At 72.4% G+C, this 17,271-nt stretch carries 17 protein-coding genes and 1 pseudogene; 12 read left to right on the forward strand and 6 right to left on the reverse strand.

What is annotated here, in order from left to right:
* Window positions 1-6: 6 nt before the first annotated feature.
* Window positions 7-351: a hypothetical protein gene (locus KJS59_RS12265; protein ID WP_213452974.1), complete on the reverse strand. Its 345-nt coding sequence runs from the start codon at window positions 349-351 to the stop codon at window positions 7-9.
* Between the two features lie 255 nt (window positions 352-606).
* Between KJS59_RS12265 and KJS59_RS32490 the strand changes: the two are divergent.
* Window positions 607-1,175, forward strand: a pseudogene (locus KJS59_RS32490) (transposase).
* Between the two features lie 273 nt (window positions 1,176-1,448).
* On the opposite strand, the gene KJS59_RS12270 reads toward KJS59_RS32490, so the two are convergent.
* Both KJS59_RS12270 and KJS59_RS12275 read right to left on the reverse strand, forming a co-directional pair.
* A complete protein-coding gene (locus KJS59_RS12270; RefSeq protein WP_213452975.1) occupies window positions 1,449-3,068 on the reverse strand; it encodes a glycoside hydrolase family 13 protein in 1,620 nt (539 codons plus the stop codon).
* 91 nt (window positions 3,069-3,159) lie between these two features.
* Entirely contained in the window at window positions 3,160-4,266 is a 1,107-nt protein-coding gene (locus tag KJS59_RS12275) for a LacI family DNA-binding transcriptional regulator (protein WP_213452976.1), read from the reverse strand.
* Between the two features lie 180 nt (window positions 4,267-4,446).
* Here KJS59_RS12275 and KJS59_RS12280 point away from each other — a divergent pair, with 180 nt between their 5' ends.
* The gene (locus KJS59_RS12280) at window positions 4,447-4,833 is read left to right on the forward strand and encodes a DUF3459 domain-containing protein (RefSeq protein WP_213452977.1); all 387 of its coding nucleotides are present in this window, start codon (window positions 4,447-4,449) and stop codon (window positions 4,831-4,833) included.
* Here the strand turns inward: KJS59_RS12280 and KJS59_RS12285 are convergent.
* Together KJS59_RS12285 and KJS59_RS12290 are read right to left on the reverse strand one after the other, a co-directional pair.
* Complete coding sequence (locus KJS59_RS12285; protein WP_213452978.1) at window positions 4,830-5,744, reverse strand: MerR family transcriptional regulator; 915 nt, start codon at window positions 5,742-5,744, stop codon at window positions 4,830-4,832. The two genes, KJS59_RS12280 and KJS59_RS12285, sit on opposite strands and share 4 nt — an antisense overlap.
* Before the next feature lie 23 nt (window positions 5,745-5,767).
* Window positions 5,768-6,367: a TetR/AcrR family transcriptional regulator gene (locus KJS59_RS12290; RefSeq protein WP_213452979.1), complete on the reverse strand. Its 600-nt coding sequence runs from the start codon at window positions 6,365-6,367 to the stop codon at window positions 5,768-5,770.
* A gap of 94 nt (window positions 6,368-6,461) precedes the next feature.
* Here KJS59_RS12290 and KJS59_RS31760 point away from each other — a divergent pair, with 94 nt between their 5' ends.
* The 10 genes from KJS59_RS31760 (at window position 6,462) to KJS59_RS12340 (ending at window position 16,381) form a co-directional block, all read left to right on the forward strand.
* On the forward strand, window positions 6,462-7,439 hold the full coding sequence (locus KJS59_RS31760) for a hypothetical protein (RefSeq protein ID WP_213452980.1): 978 nt from the start codon (window positions 6,462-6,464) through the stop codon (window positions 7,437-7,439).
* Window positions 7,440-7,565: 126 nt separating this feature from the next.
* Entirely contained in the window at window positions 7,566-7,811 is a 246-nt protein-coding gene (locus tag KJS59_RS12300) for an SCO4848 family membrane protein (RefSeq protein ID WP_213452981.1), read from the forward strand.
* A 16-nt stretch (window positions 7,812-7,827) separates the two neighbouring features.
* On the forward strand, window positions 7,828-8,172 hold the full coding sequence (locus KJS59_RS12305; protein WP_213452982.1) for a hypothetical protein: 345 nt from the start codon (window positions 7,828-7,830) through the stop codon (window positions 8,170-8,172).
* 216 nt (window positions 8,173-8,388) lie between these two features.
* Window positions 8,389-9,453 (forward strand): BMP family lipoprotein, encoded by a 1,065-nt coding sequence (locus KJS59_RS12310; protein ID WP_213453040.1) that lies wholly within the window; start codon window positions 8,389-8,391, stop codon window positions 9,451-9,453.
* A gap of 124 nt (window positions 9,454-9,577) precedes the next feature.
* Entirely contained in the window at window positions 9,578-11,065 is a 1,488-nt protein-coding gene (locus tag KJS59_RS12315; protein ID WP_307852673.1) for an ABC transporter ATP-binding protein, read from the forward strand.
* Window positions 11,062-12,345: an ABC transporter permease gene (locus KJS59_RS12320; RefSeq protein ID WP_213452983.1), complete on the forward strand. Its 1,284-nt coding sequence runs from the start codon at window positions 11,062-11,064 to the stop codon at window positions 12,343-12,345. The genes KJS59_RS12315 and KJS59_RS12320 overlap by 4 nt, the downstream gene beginning before the upstream one ends.
* A gap of 5 nt (window positions 12,346-12,350) precedes the next feature.
* On the forward strand, window positions 12,351-13,631 hold the full coding sequence (locus KJS59_RS12325; RefSeq protein WP_213452984.1) for an ABC transporter permease: 1,281 nt from the start codon (window positions 12,351-12,353) through the stop codon (window positions 13,629-13,631).
* Window positions 13,632-13,641: 10 nt separating this feature from the next.
* Window positions 13,642-14,340 (forward strand): cytidine deaminase, encoded by a 699-nt coding sequence (locus KJS59_RS12330; protein WP_213452985.1) that lies wholly within the window; start codon window positions 13,642-13,644, stop codon window positions 14,338-14,340.
* Window positions 14,337-15,614, forward strand: a complete 1,278-nt coding sequence (locus KJS59_RS12335) for a thymidine phosphorylase (RefSeq protein WP_213452986.1) — start codon at window positions 14,337-14,339, stop codon at window positions 15,612-15,614. The genes KJS59_RS12330 and KJS59_RS12335 overlap by 4 nt, the downstream gene beginning before the upstream one ends.
* An 86-nt stretch (window positions 15,615-15,700) precedes the next feature.
* A complete protein-coding gene (locus tag KJS59_RS12340; protein WP_213452987.1) occupies window positions 15,701-16,381 on the forward strand; it encodes a DUF4272 domain-containing protein in 681 nt (226 codons plus the stop codon).
* 32 nt (window positions 16,382-16,413) lie between these two features.
* On the opposite strand, the gene KJS59_RS12345 is transcribed toward KJS59_RS12340, so the two are convergent.
* The gene (locus KJS59_RS12345) at window positions 16,414-17,268 is read right to left on the reverse strand and encodes a putative RNA methyltransferase (RefSeq protein ID WP_213452988.1); all 855 of its coding nucleotides are present in this window, start codon (window positions 17,266-17,268) and stop codon (window positions 16,414-16,416) included.
* Window positions 17,269-17,271 lie beyond the last annotated feature (3 nt).

The following is a 17,271-nucleotide window of genomic DNA, read 5'->3' on the forward strand; positions in this document are numbered from 1 at the left end:
AATCCGCTAGATGTTCGAGTACACAAGTTTGGCGTACAGGGGCATGTCAGTGTTGCCGCACAGTTGGCTGGCACGACTGAACTTCCAGTAAATGTCGACGTTAGATGAGTAGCCGCTGGTGGCGCTAACATTGATCGGCCCGACGTTGGCTCCGGCGGCAAAGGTCTGGGCCCTGGCGCTCCGCTTGGTCCACTCCTGACCCGCCTCGGTCGCCATCCGCTTGCCCGCGAACTCTGACTGGGTGCAGTACGGGGCCGAGATAGACTCGCTCGTCGTACCTCCGTTCCATCGGGTCGGCGCGATGACCTCGGTTCCGGCGTAACACCCGATGGCTGCGTTCGTGGTACTCACCGTTCGGAACATCGATATGCATCTCCGGACTGTGCGTCGGACAGTACCGGAGAATATCGGTGTCCGTCCCTCACCTCCCCTCGCTACCGGGATTTTGTCGTTATCGCGACTCTCCAGACACCGCCCGGGGTCCCACGGGCACGGAAAGCGTCACCTGTCCCAGCCGAACCACCGTTGTCCCATTCGACTAGACGAGTAGCTCCGATGTCAGGGGTCGATGTCTGGGCACGAAGAGAGGGCGTTCAAGATCGTGTTGTGACGCAAGATTCGGACGCCTCTTGGCCGCACTCTACGTGAAGATCGAGCGCGCCATCCGCACGCCCGGTGGCGGGGCAGGCCACCCCGGCTGACCGACTCCGAACTTGTCTGCCTGGCCGTGGCAGAAGTCCTGCTCCGCGCCCGCTCAGTGGCACGCTGGATCCGCTACGCCGCATTCACCTGCACGGACTGTTCCCCTACCTGCACCAGCGGCCGGGCTACAACAAACGACTACGTGCCGCCCTGCCGTTGATCAAGAAGACGATCCAGGACCTGGCCCTCAGACAGAGGCTTCGCCTCCAAATCTTTTGAGCGGCAACTGGCCAAGCAGGGCATCGAACTGCTCCACCCATCACGTAAACGGGAGAAGGCTCGCTACGGCGAACTGACGCTCAAGAAGGTCCGCCAGCTCATCGAGTCGGTCGACGACACCCTCAAATGCCAACTCGACCTGGAACAACACGGCGCACTCACCATCGCCGGCGTCGCCGTACGAGTCGCCCAATGCCTCCTGGCCATGACCGCCGCGATCTGGCAACCAACAAGACCACAGCCCCGTCACCTGATCCCTGATCGCCTACGGCCACTGACCGGGTTCGGAACTACTCGTCTAGCGCTGAGCGGGTCGGCCTGCTCGGCCAGCGCTGAGCGGGTCGGCCACCGAAAACGGTGATGCCCCCGGACCCGAAGGTCCGGGGGCACCTACGCGTCCCCGCTGCCCGCGGGGCACACCCCCCACCACAAGGGGCCGGGCCGAGGCGCCACGCCCGCTCCTCGGCCACGCCGTATAACTTAACCACGGGTAACGACGAAACTGTTACTCGGTCTTGACGGTTGTGTTACCCAACACTGGATAGTTCCAGCCAAACGGCCGTCTCCGGCGCCAGAACGGCCGGTGTGGCGTGCGTCACTGATCCACTTGCGTCGAGCGGCGCGCTGGCGACGAGGGGGCGGCCGGCCACGGGAACGGTCACCGGGGCGCCGGAGAGATTCACGACGCAGGCGATCGCGGATCCATCATCCCCTTCCCGGACGAAGGCCAGCACATCGGGCTCCGCCTCCAGCCAGCGGAGGGTCCCGTCGCGCAGGGCGGGCTGGTCGCGTCGGACGCGCAGGGCCGCTCGGTACAGCTCGAGGGTGGAGCCCGGGTCGCCGGTCTGCGCCTCGACGGTGTACTCGCGCCAGGTCGCCGGCGCGGGCAGCCAGGCCGGTGCGCCGCCCTCGGGGCCGAAGCCGAACGGCGGGGCGGTGCCGCTCCACGGCACGGGTACCCGGCAGCCGTCCCGGCTCTCGCCGGTGCGCGGGAACGCCGGGTCCTGGCGGCACTCGTCGGGCAGGTCGAGGACCTCGGGCAGGCCCAGTTCCTCGCCCTGGTACAGGTACGCGGAGCCGGGCAGGGCCAGCATGAGCAGGGCGGCGGCGCGGGCCCGGTGCAGGCCGGCGGGGCCGTCGCCGTACCGGGTGACGTGCCGGGGCTTGTCGTGGTTGGACAGCACCCACGTGGTGGGCGCCCCGACCAGGTCCGCCTCGGCCAGCGACCCGTCGATGACCTTGCGGAACGAGTCCGCGGTGAAGGTGGCGTCCAGGAAGTCGAAGTTGAACGCCTGGTGCAACTCGTCGGGGCCGATGTAGCGGGCCAGGCGCTGGGGCGTCTCGGCCCACGCCTCGGCCACGGCCATCCGGTCGCCGGGGTACGAGTCGAGGATGGGCCGCCAGGCCCGGTAGATCTCGTGCACCTCGTCCTGGTCGAAGTAGGGGAGCCGGGCCTTGCCGAGCAGGCCGATCTGCCGGCCGCCCGGGACCGGACCCACGTCGGGCAGGCCCTCGGCCTTGATCATCCCGTGTGCCACGTCGATCCGGAAACCGTCGACGCCGCGGTCCAGCCAGAACCGGAGGACGTCCTCGAACTCGGCGCGCACCTCGGGGTTGCGCCAGTTCAGGTCGGGCTGCGCGGGGTCGAACAGGTGCAGGTACCACTGGCCGTCCTCGACCCGGGTCCAGGCCGGGCCGCCGAAGATCGACTGCCAGTCGTTCGGCGGTTCGGCGCCGTCCGGGCCGCGCCCGTCCCGGAAGAGGTACCGCTCCCGCTCCGTGCTGCCGGGCGCCGCGGCGAGCGCCGCGAGGAACCACGGGTGGGCGCTGGAGGTGTGGTTGGGCACGACGTCCACGATGATCCGCAGGCCGGCGGCGTGCGCGTCGGCGATCATCGCGTCGAAGTCGTCGAGGTCCCCGAAGGCCGGGTCGACGCGGCGGTAGTCCGCCACGTCGTACCCGCCGTCGACCATCGGCGAGGCGTAGAACGGGGTCAGCCACAGCGCGTCGACGCCGAGGTCGCGCAGGTACGGCAGGCGGCTGCGGATGCCGGCCAGGTCGCCGATCCCGTCCCCGTCGCAGTCGGCGAAGCTGCGCACGTAGACCTGGTAGACGGCGGCGGAGCGCCACCACAGGCTGTCTGTCATACGGATCTGGCCCTTCGTCGGCTACGGCCTTGCAGCATTGCTGCAAGAACTGCAAGAGTCAAGCAGCTACGGTCCGTGCCGACGCGGGTGCTCAGGCGGAGACGGGCGGCGCCGTGGCGGAGATCATGTTCCAGGCGGGCGCGGAGCTGTTCGCGGAGCCGCCGGGGGAGCCGACCGCGGGGCCGCCGTGCACGGTGCCGGTCGAGCCCCGCACGACGAGCTCGGGCCGGAACAGATACTCGCTGCGCGGCGCCGGGTGCCCGTTGATCTCGTCGACCAGGGCCCGCACGGCGGCCACCGCCATCGGGATCACCGGCTGCCGCAGGGTCGTGAGGGGCGGGTCGGTGAACGCGATCAGCGGCGAGTCGTCGAAGCCGACCACCGAGACGTCCCCGGGCACCGAGAGCCCGCGCTGCCGGGCGGCCCGGATCGCGCCCAGCGCCATCAGGTCGGAGCCGCAGACCAGGCCGGTGGCGCCGCGGTCGAGCAGCCGGGCGGCGGCCGCCTGCCCACCCTCCACACCGAACAGCGACAGCGACTCCAGGTCGGCGAACTCGGCGGTCGCGGTGCCCAGCAGGCGGGCCATCGCGGCGCGGTACCCGGCGATCTTCCGCTGCACGGGCGTGTACCGCTCCGGCCCGGTGACCAGGCCGATCCGGCGGTGGCCGAGCGCCACCAGGTGGCCGACGGCCAGTTCGCCGGCGCTCTGGTCGTCGCACGAGAAGAACGGCGCGTCCACCCCGGGGACGTAGCCGTTCAGCAGCACGATCGGCAGCGGCCGGCCGATCAGCCGGTGGTACCGGGCGGGGTCGGCGGTGGTGTCCGCGTGCAGGCCGGAGACGAAGAGGATGCCCGCGACCTGGCGGTCCAGCAGCATCTCCACGTACTCGTCCTCGGGCACCCCGCCGGGCGTCTGGGTGCACAGCACCGGGGTGAAGCCCTCCTGGGCCAGCGCCGACTCGATCACCTGGGCGAACGCCGGGAAGATCGGGTTCTCCAGCTCGGGGGTGATCAGGCCGACCAGGCCGGCGCTGCGCTTGCGCAGCCGGGCCGGGCGCTCGTAGCCGAGCACGTCCAGGGCGGTCAGCACGGCCTGCCGGGTGTCGGCGGAGACGCCGGGCCGGTCGTTGAGGACGCGGGACACTGTCGCCTCGCTCACCTGGGCCTGCTGGGCGATGTCCGAGAGTCGCGCGCGCATTCTCGGCACTGTATCGGACCGGTAAAGACTTGCACGGATTCCTGCAAGCAATTCCAAATACTGCAACATCTTGCTAACGTTGCCGGCAACGCGTCCCCCTCGTGGCGCACCGAACAGCACCCATACCGCGCCCGCGCCGGGGTCGCCGCGGGCCTGCTGTTCACGCTCCCCGGCACCCCGATGGTGTTCGCCGGCGACGAGCTGGGCCTGACCGGCGTGAACGGCGAAGGCTCGCGCACGCCGATGCCGTGGCGCCGCCCGGGTGAGTGGGACGGGACCACGCTGAACCACTACCGGAAGCTGATCGCGTTGCGCCGGCGGCTGCCCGCGCTGCGCCACCCCGGCCTGCGCTGGCTGCACGCCGACGACGACGCGATCGCGTTCGTCCGCGCCCCCCGGGACGAGGCGGTGCTCGTGCTCGCCCGCCGCGCCCCGGGCACACCCGTGGACCTGGGTACCGGCGCCGGCACCAACGTCTACGGCGGCGTCCCCGACCTGGTGCCGGGGACGCCGCTGCCCGGTGACGGGCCGACCTTCCAGGTCTGGGTGCTGGCCGCGGGAGCCTAGACCCGGGAGCGCAGCGCGTCGCGTAGCCAGGCGTAGTTGACCGTCTTGGCCGGCCACTGCGGCCAGCCCTTGAGCACCGCCAGGAGCTGCCAGTACCGCTCTGGGCGCGGGTCGGCGCCCAGTTCCAGGCCGGCCAGCATCTCGCGGCGGTACCCGGGGCCGTCCTGCGCGCCGCCGGCGGCCGCCATCGCCGGCAGCAGGTCATCCAGGATCGCGCCCGCCGCCGGGCCGGCCGGGTCAATCCCGGCGGCCACCGCCGGGCCGACCCGCTCGGTGACCAGCCGGTCGGTCTCCTGGTTGGCCGCCGGCCTCTTCGGTGCTTCCGGCGGGCCGAAGGATTCCCGGCCCATCCGGCGCAGCAGCTCCCGGAAGCCCTGGTCCTGGACCAGGTCGGCCAGTTCGATCCAGGCGTCGATCTGCGCCCCGGTCGGCTCCTCGGGCAGCCCTTCGACGGCCGAGCGCTGCATGGCCTCGAACTGCGGGTCGACCGGGATGCCGGCGAAGATGCCGTCGAGAAACTCGGTGATGATGCGGCGGCGCTCGTCGGCCGTCGCCTGTGCGATGCGGTTCATGCGTTCCACCTCGTCCGGTGTGGGGTCCCGGCGGGACAGGGCGCGCAGGACCGCCCGCTGCACGCGCAGCACCCGGATCTGGGCGTCGATCGCGTCCGCGTGCCGGGCGGCGACGCGGCGCAGGTCCGCCTCCCGGTCCAGCACGCGGCGGATCGTCGCCAGGTCCAGCCCCAGCTCGCGCAGGCCGCGGACGAAGTCCAGGCGCAGCGTGGCCCCGGCGTCGTACCGCCGGTGCCCCGCGTGCGTGCGGCCCGCCTCGGGCACCAACCCGAGATCGGAGTAGTACCGGACCGTCTTGACCGACAGCCCGGTCCGCCGCGCCAGCTCGCCGATGTTCATGCGGACGATGGTCGAACCTCCCGTTACCGGAGCTGCAAACCGATCAGCGAGCGCACCCCGGCCAGGAACGTCGCCCGGTCCGGCCCGCCGGTCAGGATGCGCTGCAAGGCGTACCCCGGCAGCAGGCCGAACAGCACCGAGGCGACCGCCTCGGGGTCGGCGTCCGGTGGCAACTCGCCGCTGGCCACGGCCCGCCGCGCGAAGCCGACGAAGTGCCCGCGGAACCGGCTGTAGACGTCCTTCACGAACGCGGCCAGGGACTCGTCCCGCATCGCCTCGGCCCACACCTGGACGGCCACCCGCAGCGCGCCGTCCGGCCCGCTCTCCGCGTCGACGAATTCCAGCGCGTGCTCCAGCACCTCGGCCAGCCCGGTGTCCGGATGTTCGCGCGCCAGCCCGGCGAGCACCCCGTCCGCGCCGCCGATCACGTCCTCGGCGATCGCCGTGACGAGTTCCTGCTTGCTCCCGAAATACCGGTACACCGCCCCGATCGACAACCCCGCCTCGGCGATCACGTCCTGCATGGAGGTGGCGTGGAACCCGTTGCGGGTGAAGCAGCGGCGCCCGGCGGCCAGGATTTGCTCCCGCCGGGCGGCGCGGTGGCTCTCGGAGACGCGCGGCACGCGTCCCATCCTAAAACGAACGTTCGCTTCTTGACACCGCCGCGGGTGCCCGCGCACCCTATAAAAAACGAGCGTTCGCTTTAAGGAGTCCGTGATGGCCCGACGCCCCCGGCCCCACCCGCTGGCCATGGCCGCCCTGGTCGGCCTCGGCGTGGTCCTGCTCCAGGCGCTGCTGGTACCGCTGTTCGCCGCGCCCGCCGCCCACCTGGAACCCCGCGACCTGCCGGTCGTCGTGGCCGGCCCGTCCGAGGCGGCCGCGGCCCTGCCGCCCTTCCTCAAGATCACTGCCGTGCCGGACGCGGCCGCCGCCGACGCCGCCCTGCGCGACCGCGAGGCGTACGGGGCGTTCATCTTCGGCCCGGACGGCCCCGCCCTGCACACCGCCTCCGCCGCCAGCCCCACCGTCGCGACCATGCTCGGCCAGGCCGCGTCGCAGGCCGCCGGGCGACCGGTGCCGGTCACCGACGTGGTGCCCACCGACCCGGCCGACCCGCGCGGCGCCGCCTTCGCCGCCGGCTTCCTGCCGCTGGCCCTGACCGGCCTCGTCGCCGGCATCGCCATCGCCCTCGCCGTGCGCTCCCGCGCCGCCCGCCTCACCGGCCTCATCGGGTACGCGGTGGGCGCCGGCCTGGTCGGCGCGCTGATCCTCCAGTCCTGGCTCGGCGTCGTCCCCGGCGGGTACCTGGCGGTCTCCGGCGCCCTCGCCCTGTTCGCCCTGGCCACCGCGGCCACCATCACCGGCCTGGCCGCCCTGCTCGGCTACCCCGGCATCCCGCTCGGTGCCCTGGTGACGTTCCTGGTCGCGAACCCGCTCTCCGCCATCTCCGCCGCGCCGGAACTGCTTCCGCGGCCGTGGGGCACGGTCGGCCAGTGGCTGCCCATCGGGGCGGGCGGGACGCTGCTGCGCTCCACCGCGTACTTCAACGGCGCGGGTGGTGGGCTCGCCGCCGCGGTGCTCGGCGGGTACGCGGCGATCGGCCTGCTCCTGGTGCTCGCCGGCCGGGCCACCCTGGCCCGCCGGGAACCCGCCCCGGCCGGCACCCCGGCCGAGTCCGTCCCGGCCGCCGCCTGATCCGGCGGGTATCGATCCCGGTACGGATCCGCCGTTTTCCGGCCGGGTCCGTACCGGGACCCGCGGGCGCCACCGAGCCGGGCGTCGCCCGACGGGTGGCCGGAGTGAATCGGGCATACTGCGGGCGTGGTGCTCTCCCGCCGGTGGGCGGCTTTCCTGGTCCTGGTCGGTGTGTGGACCTGGCTGATCTGGCCCCGCTTCGCCGTGGCGATCTGGGACGACGGCCGGGCCTGGTCCGATGGCGTGTCCGGCAGGGGCGCCCCGACGGCGTTCCTCTGGGTGCACGCCGCGCTGATCGCGGGGTCGTTGGCGATCGGGACGGCGATCGGCGTGCTCGGGGTGCGGGGGTGGCTCGCCGGCCGGCGGCGATAGGGCATCATCGGGATCCGTGGAAACTCTACGGCTCGTGCTCCGGTATGCCCACCTTGTTGGGTTTGCCCTGCTGCTTGGTGGCGCGGTCGCGCAGTACCTCAGCGGGCGGCTGCGGATCAACCTGGCGATGCTGTACGGCGCCGGCATCCAGATCGTGACCGGCCTGGCGCTCGCGGCGCCGATCCGGCCGGAGGGCCAGGAGCCCAACCCGGTCAAGCTCGGCGTCAAGTTGGTGATCACGCTCATGATCGGGGCGATGGTGTTCTTCTCCCGGCGCCGGGAGGCGGTCAACCGGGGACACTTCCTGGCGATCATCGCGCTGACCCTGGTCAACGCCGCCATCGCGACCTTCTGGCGCTGACCGCGGGAAAGGTGCGAAAGCCGCATCGACCCCGTTAGGGTTGGGATTCGAACGGCCGCGCGGTGCCTCGATCACGACGACGTAACGGCCGTTAAACAACCGTGCATGATTGTCGGCCGCCTGGTCGGGGCGGGGATACGCTCGCGGGCGTTGAGACGCCCCGCCAGGTCGGCGGAGTGAATGGGGAAGGAGACCGTCTTGCGCCCAGTGCGTGGGATGCGGGCCGTCGCGGTTCTCGCGGCAGGTGGACTGGTGCTGGGCGCCGCCGCGTGCGGTAAGGCTCCCGAGGAGGGTGGCGGCACGTCGCCGGCCGCCAAGAAGTTCACCGGCTGCATGGTGACCGACGTCGGCGGTATCGACGACAAGTCGTTCAACACCTCCGCCTGGAAGGGCATGGAGGCGGCCAAGGCGGCCAACTCGAACATCGAGATCCGGAACGTGTCGTCCAAGGCCGAGGCGGACTACACGCCGAACCTGACGCAGTTCGTGAACCAGAAGTGCGACTTCATCCTGGCCGTTGGCGGCCTGATGGAGGACGCCACCAGCAAGATCGCGCAGGCGAACCCGGACCAGCAGTTCGCGCTCGTCGACGGGAAGGTGGCGGAGAGCAACGTCTTCCCGATGCAGTTCGACACCGCGCAGGCGGCGTTCCTCGCCGGGTACGTGGCGGCGGGCATGACGAAGTCGGGCAAGGTGGCCACCTACGGCGGCATGAAGATCGCTCCGGTGACCATCTTCATGGACGGCTTCGCCGACGGCGTCGCGTACTACAACCAGCAGAAGAGCAAGAACGTCCAGGTGCTCGGCTGGAACAAGGCGACCCAGAACGGCTCCTTCACCAACGACTTCGTCAAGCAGGACGAGGGCAAGAAGGTCAGCGACACGCTGGTCGCCCAGGGTGCGGACATCATCATGCCGGTGGCCGGCGGCGCCGGTCAGGGCACCACGGCGGCGGCGCAGAACTCGGGCGGCAAGTACTCGGCCATCTGGGTGGACGTCGACGGCTGCGAGAGCACGCCGAACTGCCCCGCGCTGATCACCACGGTGGTCAAGAACATCCCGGACGCGGTCAAGGACGCCCTGCTCAAGGCGGCCGGCGGCAGCAAGCTCACCGCCGACCAGGGCACCATCGGCACGCTGGAGAACAACGGCGTCTCGATCGCCCCGTACCACGACTTCGACAGCAAGGTTCCGGCCGAGCTGAAGGCCGAGGTCGACAAGCTCAAGCAGGACATCATCGCGGGTACCGTGAAGGTGACCTCGGCGGCGCAGCCCCAGTAGCCGGCTCAGCCGCAGCACCGATCCCGGCCGTCGCGCGCAGCGCGGCGGCCGGGCACCTGTCGCCACCCTGGAGACCGCCCTGAGACTCGAACTGCGCGGCATCACCAAGCGCTTCGGCGACCTGGTGGCCAACGATCACATCGACCTGACGGTCGAGCCGGGCGAGATCCACGCCCTGCTCGGCGAGAACGGCGCCGGCAAGTCCACGCTGATGAACATCCTGTACGGGCTGCTCCAGCCGGACTCCGGCGAGATCCTGGTGGACGGGCGCCCGCTGCAGATCAGGGGGCCGAGCGACGCGATCGCGGCCGGCATCGGCATGGTCCACCAGCACTTCATGCTCGTGCCCGTGTTCACGGTGGCCGAGAACGTGATGCTCGGCGCGGAGAAGGTCCGCGGCGGTGCCCCCTGGCTGACGGGCGGTGTGCTGGACCGGCGCCGGGCCCGCCGCGAGGTGGCCGAGGTGTCCGAGCGCTACGGCCTGCGGGTCGACCCGGACGCCCGGATCGAGGACCTGCCGGTCGGCGTGCAGCAGCGCGTCGAGATCATCAAGGCGCTGACCCGCGAGGTCGACCTGCTGATCCTGGACGAGCCGACCGCGGTGCTCACCCCGCAGGAGACGGACGAGTTGCTGGAGGTCATGCGCGCGCTCAAGGTGGCCGGCAAGTCGATCGTGTTCATCACGCACAAGCTGGGCGAGGTGCAGGCGATCGCGGACCGGATCACGGTGGTCCGGCGCGGCCGCACGGTCGGCAGCGCGTCGCCGGATACCAGCCGCGACGAGTTGGCCGCGATGATGGTGGGCCGCTCGGTGCAGCTGACCGTCAGCAAGGAGGCGGCCACCCCGGGCGCGCCCGTGCTGGAGGTGCGCGGCCTGGTCGTGGACGACGACCGCGGGATCCGCGCCGTGGCCGGGGTCGACCTGACCGTCCGGGCCGGCGAGGTGCTCGGCATCGCCGGGGTGCAGGGCAACGGGCAGACCGAGCTGGTCGAGGCGGTCATGGGCCTGCGGCTGGCGCTGGACGGCGAGATCAGCCTGGCCGGCGAGCGGATCGACGGCTGGCCGACCAAGCGGGTGCTGCGCGCCGGCGTCGGCTACGTGCCGGAGAACCGCAGCGTGGACGGCGTGGTGAAGGAGTTCACCGTCGCCGAGAACCTGGTGCTGGACCTGTACGACCGGCCGCCGTTCGGCAAGGGCCTGGCGCTGTACCCGGACGAGATCAACAAGGCGGCCCGGGCCCGGATCGAGCAGTTCGACGTGCGCACCTCCTCCGAGCAGGCCGCGGTCGGCACGCTCTCCGGCGGCAACCAGCAGAAGGTGATCGTGGCCCGGGAGATGTCCCGGCCGCTGAAGCTGTTCATCGCCGCCCAGCCGACCCGGGGCGTGGACGTCGGGTCGATCGAGTTCATCCACCGCCAGATCGTGCACGAGCGGGACGTGGGCACGGCCGTGCTGCTGGTCTCCAGCGAACTGGACGAGGTGCTCAGCCTGGCGGACCGGGTCGCCGTGATGTACCGGGGCCGGATCCTCGCCATCGTGGACCCGGCCACCCCGCGTGAGGAGATCGGCCTGCTGATGGCGGGCGGTACGCCGGATAGGGACGAGGCATGACCACCGACACCCAAGCGGCACCCGGCCGACGGCCGCCGGAGCAGAACCCGCCCGAGGAGCGCGAGTCGTTCGCCGGGCACTTCCTGCGGTCGCTGTGGGCGGCGAACACGGTGACCGTGACGGTGCTGGCGATCGTGCTGGCCATCGTCATCGGTGGCATCCTGATCATCGTCTCCGACCCGGACGTGCTCGACACGTACACCTACTTCTTCGCCCGGCCGTCGGACGCCCTGACCGCGAGCTGGGACCTGGTCGCGGACGCCTACGCGAACCTGTTCAAGGGCGCGATCCTGGACCCGGCGACGGTCTCCGGCTGGCTGCACGGGGAGAACGGCTGGCAGGCGGTGCTCGCGCCGATCTCGGAGACGCTCACCTACGCGGCGCCGCTGGTCTTCACCGGCCTGTCGGTGGCGCTGGCCTTCCGCGGCGGCCTGTTCAACATCGGCGCGCAGGGCCAGGCCACGGTCGGCGTGATCCTCGCCGCGCTGGCCGGCTTCCTGATCCCGCTGCCGCCGGTGATCCACCTGCTGGTGGCGCTGATCGCGGGCGCCCTCGGCGGCGCGGCCTGGGGCTTCGTGCCCGGCATCCTCAAGGCGCGCACCGGCGCCCACGAGGTCATCACGACGATCATGCTCAACTACGTTGCGCTGTACTTCCTGACCTGGATCATCGTGCAGAACGGGGTGCACGAGCCGAGCCGGACGGACGCGATCAGCCGCCCGGTGCGGTCCTCCGCCCAGCTGCCCCACCTGCTCGGCGGCGACCTGCGGGTGCACGCCGGCATCGTCCTGGCCGTCCTGGCCACCTGGGCCGTGGCGTGGCTGCTCAACCGGTCCACGATCGGTTTCGAACTGCGTGCCGTGGGCGCCAACCCGGACGCGGCCCGTACCGCCGGGATCAGCGTGACCCGCACGTACGTGATCCTGATGGCGGTGGCCGGCGCGCTGGCCGGGCTGGGCGGCGCGAACATGGTGCTGGGCAGCACGGCGACCGCGCTGACCCCGCTGGTCGCGGCGCAGATCGGCTTCGACGGCATCCTGGTGGCGCTGCTCGGCCGGGTGAAGCCGTGGGGCGTGGCGCTGGCCGCGCTGCTGTTCGGCGCGCTCCAGGCGGGCGGCAACCGGATGCAGTCGTACTCGAGCATCTCGCTGGAGTTGGTCACGGTGCTCCAGGCGCTGATCGTCATCTTCATCGCCGCGCCCGCCCTGGTGAAGGCGATCTTCCGGCTGCGGGCCGCGCGCGCGGAGCGGCTCGGCACGAGCATGGCGAAGGGCTGGTGACGGCGGTGTCAACGATCACGGTCGACGAGGCCACGGCCGCCGTGCCGGCCGCCGGCTTCTGGAGCCGGGACCGGAAGGTCGGTGCCGGGCTGGTGCTGCTCGGCGTGCTCGGCGCGGTGCTGTTCGGCGCGCTGGCCACCGCCCAGCCGGCCCGCTTCACGCTCAGCGAGGATTCGGGCGGCGCCGCCCTGGAGGTCGGCGGCACGACCGGTGCCGTCCTGTTCGGGCTGATCGCCGCGCTCGCCGGGGGTGCGCTGCTGACCGGCCGGGCGCACCGCTGGTTCGCGTACCTGCTGGGCGCCGGCGTGGTCGGCTTCGTGCTGTCGTTCCTGTGCTGGCAGGTCTCCGCCGCGCCGGCCGGGCAGAACTTCATGCCGCTGGTGAACGTGGTCCGCGGCACCTTCCTGCTGGCCCTACCGTTGATCTTCGGCGCGCTGGCGGGGGTGCTCTGTGAGCGCTCCGGCGTGGTGAACGTGGCCATCGAGGGGCAGTTGCTGATGGGCGCGTTCTCCGGCGCGCTGGTCGGCACGATGTCCGGCAGCCCGTGGATCGGACTGGTCGCCGCGGCCGCCGGCGGCGCGCTGATCTCGCTGCTGCTGGCCGTGTTCGCCATCCGCTACCTGGTGGACCAGGTCGTGATGGGCGTGGTGCTGAACCTGCTCGCGCTCGGCCTGACCGGCTTCCTCTACGAGCGGCTGATGCAGCAGGACACCAAGGCGTACAACCAGCCGCCGCACTTCCCGGTGTGGCGGATCCCGCTGCTGTCGGACCTCCCGGTGCTCGGCCCGGCCCTGTTCACCGGCACGATCTTCCTGTTCCTGGCGATCGCGCTGGTCGTGGTCATCCAGCTGGGCCTGTTCCGCACCCGCTGGGGGCTGCGCACCCGGGCGGTCGGCGAGCATCCGCAGGCGGCCGACACGCTGGGCGTGCGGGTGTTGGGGCTGCGCTACCGGAACGTGCTGCTGGCCGGCGCGATCGCGGGCATCGGCGGTGCCTCGTACACTCTCGTGATCTACACCTTCACCAAGAACATGATCGGCGGTAAGGGCTTCATCGCCCTGGCGGCGCTGATCTTCGGCCGGTGGAGTCCGGTGGGCGCCCTGCTGGCCGCGCTGTTCTTCGGCTTCGCCGACCAGTTGGCGACCTACCTGGGCGCGATCGACAGCGTGATCCCCAGCGAGTTCCTGGCGATGCTGCCGTACCTCGCGACGATCTTCGCGGTGGCCGGCCTGGTCGGGCGGGTCCGCGCGCCGGCCGCCGATGGTAAGCCGTACATAAAGGGGTAAAAAGCAACCCGTGGAGATCGACTGGAATCGGCTGCGCGCCGCCGCCACCGACGCGATGCGCCATGCCTACGCGCCGTACTCGAAGTTCCCGGTCGGCGCCGCCGGCCTCGCCGAGGACGGCCGCATCGTGATCGGCTGCAACGTGGAGAACGCCGCGTACGGGGTCGTGCTGTGCGCCGAGTGCGGCATGGTGTCCGCGCTGCACACCTCGGGGGGTGGCCGCCTGGTCGCGGTCTCCTGCGTCGACGGCACCGGCGAGCCGGTGATGCCCTGCGGGCGCTGCCGGCAGCTGCTGTGGGAGCACGGCGGTCCGCAGTGCCTGGTGGACGCCCTGCCCACCCCGCGCACCATCGCGGACCTGCTGCCATACGCATTCGACGCCACCGACCTGGGCGCCGAGGCGCAGGTACCCCCGGTACCGGAGCGGCTGCTGTCCTGGCGCGGGCGCGGCACCGTGTTCGTCCACCCCGACATGGTCGGCGACCAGCGGGTCTGGACGGCGTACTGGGACCGCGGCGCCGGCGGGGACGACGAGGCCGTCGGCCTGCTGGAGGAGGGCCAGCAGTGGCCCGGCACCGACGCGGCGGTCGCCTGGGGGCTGGCCCGCACCCCGCGGGTCGTGGTCATCGACGCCGACGGCACCGCGTACTGGGCCGGCGAGGGCGAACCCCCGTCCGAGATCGGCCACCGCTGGGCGGGTGCGGAGTGACCATCGCCGCCGTCGACGTGATCCGGGCCAAGCGGGACGGCCGGGCGCTGACCGACGAACAGATCGACTGGGTGCTCGCCGGCTACACGCGGGGCGAGGTGGCCGAGGAGCAGATGGCCGCGCTGGCCATGGCGATCCTGCTCAACGGCATGACCCCGGACGAGATCAGCCGCTGGACCGCCGCGATGATCGCCAGCGGCGAGCGCCTGGACCTGTCCACCGTGCCGCGGCCGACGGTCGACAAGCACTCCACCGGCGGCGTCGGCGACAAGATCACTCTGCCGCTCACGCCGCTCGTGGCGGCCTGCGGCGCGGCGGTACCGCAGCTTTCCGGCCGCGGGCTCGGCCACACCGGCGGGACGCTGGACAAGCTCGAGTCGATCCCGGGGTGGCGGGCGACGCTCACCACCGACGAGTTCCTCGCCCAGCTCGCCGCCGTCGGGGCGGTCATCTGCGCGGCCGGCGAGGGCCTCGCCCCCGCCGACCGCAAGCTCTACGCCCTGCGCGACGTGACCGGCACGGTCGAGTCGATCCCGCTGATCGCCAGCTCGATCATGAGCAAGAAGATCGCCGAGGGGACCGGCGCGCTGGTGCTGGACGTGAAGGTCGGCTCCGGCGCCTTCATGAGGTCGCGGTCCGACGCGCGGGCCCTGGCCGAGACGATGGTGGCGCTCGGCCGGGCGCACGGCGTGACCACGTTCGCCCTGCTCACCGGCATGGACACCCCGCTCGGCCGGGCCGTCGGCAACGCCGTCGAGGTCGCGGAGTCCGTCGAGGTGCTCGCCGGGGGCGGACCGCCGGACGTGGTCGAGCTGACCCTGACCCTGGCCCGCGAGATGCTCGACGCCGCCGGGCTGACCGGTGTCGACCCCGCGGACGCGCTGCGCGACGGCCGGGCGATGGACACCTGGCGGGCGATGGTCCGGGCGCAGGGCGGCGACCCGTCCGCCCCGCTGCCCACCGCCCGGGAGACCGAAGTGGTCCGCGCCGACCGGGACGGCTACGTGACGGCCATCGACGCGTACCGCATCGGCGTGGCCGCGTGGCGGCTCGGCGCCGGCCGGGCGCGCAAGGAGGACCCGGTCAGCGCCGCGGCCGGTGTCGTGCTGCACCGGAACCCCGGCGACCCGGTCCGCGCCGGCGACCCGCTCTACGAACTGCGCGCCGACGACGTCGACCGGCTCCCCGCCGGGACCGCCGCCGCCGGTGGCGCGGTCACGATCGGCGCCGAGCCGCCGTCCGTGCCGCCGCTGGTTCTCGACCGGATCGCCTGACCGGCACCCCGGGCGCTTTGTCCGCCGGGCCGCCGACCGCTAGGCTCGCCGTCCGGCTTAGACGCTGACCCAAGAGTGAGGGGACCGTGCCTGTACCGGCACCCGACCCGCACGAGGTGCGGGCCGCAACGGCGGCGGAACTGCGGAGGCTGGGCCTGCCCCCGCCCCCCGAGCAGTACCCGCTGGTGTGGGACCTCGGCGACGAGGTCGAGCTGCGCCCCACCGCCGAGTTGGAGGCGCGCGCCGCCGTGCTCAACGTGGTCCTGGCCCGCTGCTTCGGCATGACCCAGGAGGACGCGATGGGCTGGCTGCTCGGCGCCCGCCTGGTGGAGCAGGTCACCCCGCCCGAGTGGCGCTTCGTCGCCACCGACACCGGCGACCGCCGCTCGTTCATCCTCCACCTGGACGCCGTCTACGCGCTGGCCTGGCTGCTCGGCCTCTGCAAGCACCTCGACCCCGCCGCGCCGCCCGACGACGGCCTCGCCGCCCTGCTCCCCAACCTGCCGGCCGGGGAGACCTTCGAGCACTGGCGCTCCCGGATGCTGGCCGCCAAGCGCGACCCGGTCGAGGCGGCGATCGTCCTGGACCTCTACTACTGCCTCGACTGGTCCTACCTGGAGTGCGAGCGCCTCGGCCTGCCCCTGCCCGGCCCGATCGACGCGAACGCCGTCGGCCAGCGCCGCTGGGCCCTGGAATGGGGCATCGTCTTCCGCGGCCCGTACCACGACCCCCCGCCCGGGTGGGAACAGGTCGACCTCTCCACCTAGATCCGTTCCACCTAGATCCTTGTTCGGGCGCCCTACGCGCGGGGCCGGTAGGCGGTCAGCGTCACGGAGGCGGTCACCGCGACCGGTTCGGGCCGGGCGGCCAGCGCCTCGTCCAGCGCCGCCGGGTCGGTGTGCCAGGCACTCGGCCCCATCCCGACCGCCGTGCGCACCTCGGCGCGGGACAGCAGCAGCCGCCGCTCCAGCGGGGCCGCCCCGCCCGCCACGAAGTGCGGCGCGAGGCTGGCCGCCACCCGCTGATCCTTGGCCGGGTCAACGGACAGCAGACCCCGGCTGCCTTGGTGCCGGCGGCTCAGTGCGACCAGTTCGCCGAGGTGCGCGGCGGTCGGGGTGATCACGAGCAGGGTGCCGCCGGGCGCCAGGGCGCGCCGGAACTCCGCGCCGTTGCGGGGCGCGAACACGTTCAGGATCAGGCCGGCGGCGCCGTCCGCGACGGGCAGGCGGCGCCAGGTGTCGGCCAGCGCCGCGCCGGCCCGGGGGTGGGCGCGGGCCGCCCGGCGCAGCGCCGGCTTCGACACGTCCAGGGTCAGGCCGGGGGCGTCCGGCAGGGCGGCCAGCACGGCGGCCAGGTGCCGTCCGGTGCCGCCGCCCGGGTCCACGACCAACCCCTCGCGGTACCGGGGCAGCGCCGCCTCCGCGAGCGCGGCCGAGATGAAGTCGTAGTGCCCGGCGCCGAGGAACGCCTCCCGCGCCGCGACCATCTCGGCGGTGTCCCCGGTGTGGGGCACGGGGCCGGCGGTGAGCGACACGTAGCCCTGTCGGGCGACGTCGAAGCCGTGCCCGCGCGGGCAGCGCAGCGCGCCGGGCCGCGCGGACAGCGGCTCCCGGCACACCGGGCACCGCAGGTACGCCACCACCTCGTCGTTCATGCG

Origin of the sequence: Rhizomonospora bruguierae, from assembly GCF_018397995.1 — a bacterium.
GTDB lineage: Bacteria > Actinomycetota > Actinomycetes > Mycobacteriales > Micromonosporaceae > Rhizomonospora > Rhizomonospora bruguierae.

Excerpts from the sequence above, each read along its gene's own strand:
- KJS59_RS12310 (WP_213453040.1), top strand. The coding sequence starts at position 8,389 with ATGCGGGCCGTCGCGGTTCTCGCGGCAGGTGGACTGGTGCTGGGCGCC.
- KJS59_RS12320 (WP_213452983.1), top strand. The coding sequence starts at position 11,062 with ATGACCACCGACACCCAAGCGGCACCCGGCCGACGGCCGCCGGAGCAG.
- KJS59_RS12345 (WP_213452988.1), bottom strand. The coding sequence starts at position 17,268 with ATGAACGACGAGGTGGTGGCGTACCTGCGGTGCCCGGTGTGCCGGGAG.
- KJS59_RS12285 (WP_213452978.1), bottom strand. The coding sequence starts at position 5,744 with ATGAACATCGGCGAGCTGGCGCGGCGGACCGGGCTGTCGGTCAAGACG.
- KJS59_RS31760 (WP_213452980.1), top strand. The coding sequence starts at position 6,462 with ATGGCCCGACGCCCCCGGCCCCACCCGCTGGCCATGGCCGCCCTGGTC.
- KJS59_RS12280 (WP_213452977.1), top strand. The coding sequence starts at position 4,447 with ATGGTGTTCGCCGGCGACGAGCTGGGCCTGACCGGCGTGAACGGCGAA.
- KJS59_RS12275 (WP_213452976.1), bottom strand. The coding sequence starts at position 4,266 with ATGCGCGCGCGACTCTCGGACATCGCCCAGCAGGCCCAGGTGAGCGAG.
- KJS59_RS12270 (WP_213452975.1), bottom strand. The coding sequence starts at position 3,068 with ATGACAGACAGCCTGTGGTGGCGCTCCGCCGCCGTCTACCAGGTCTAC.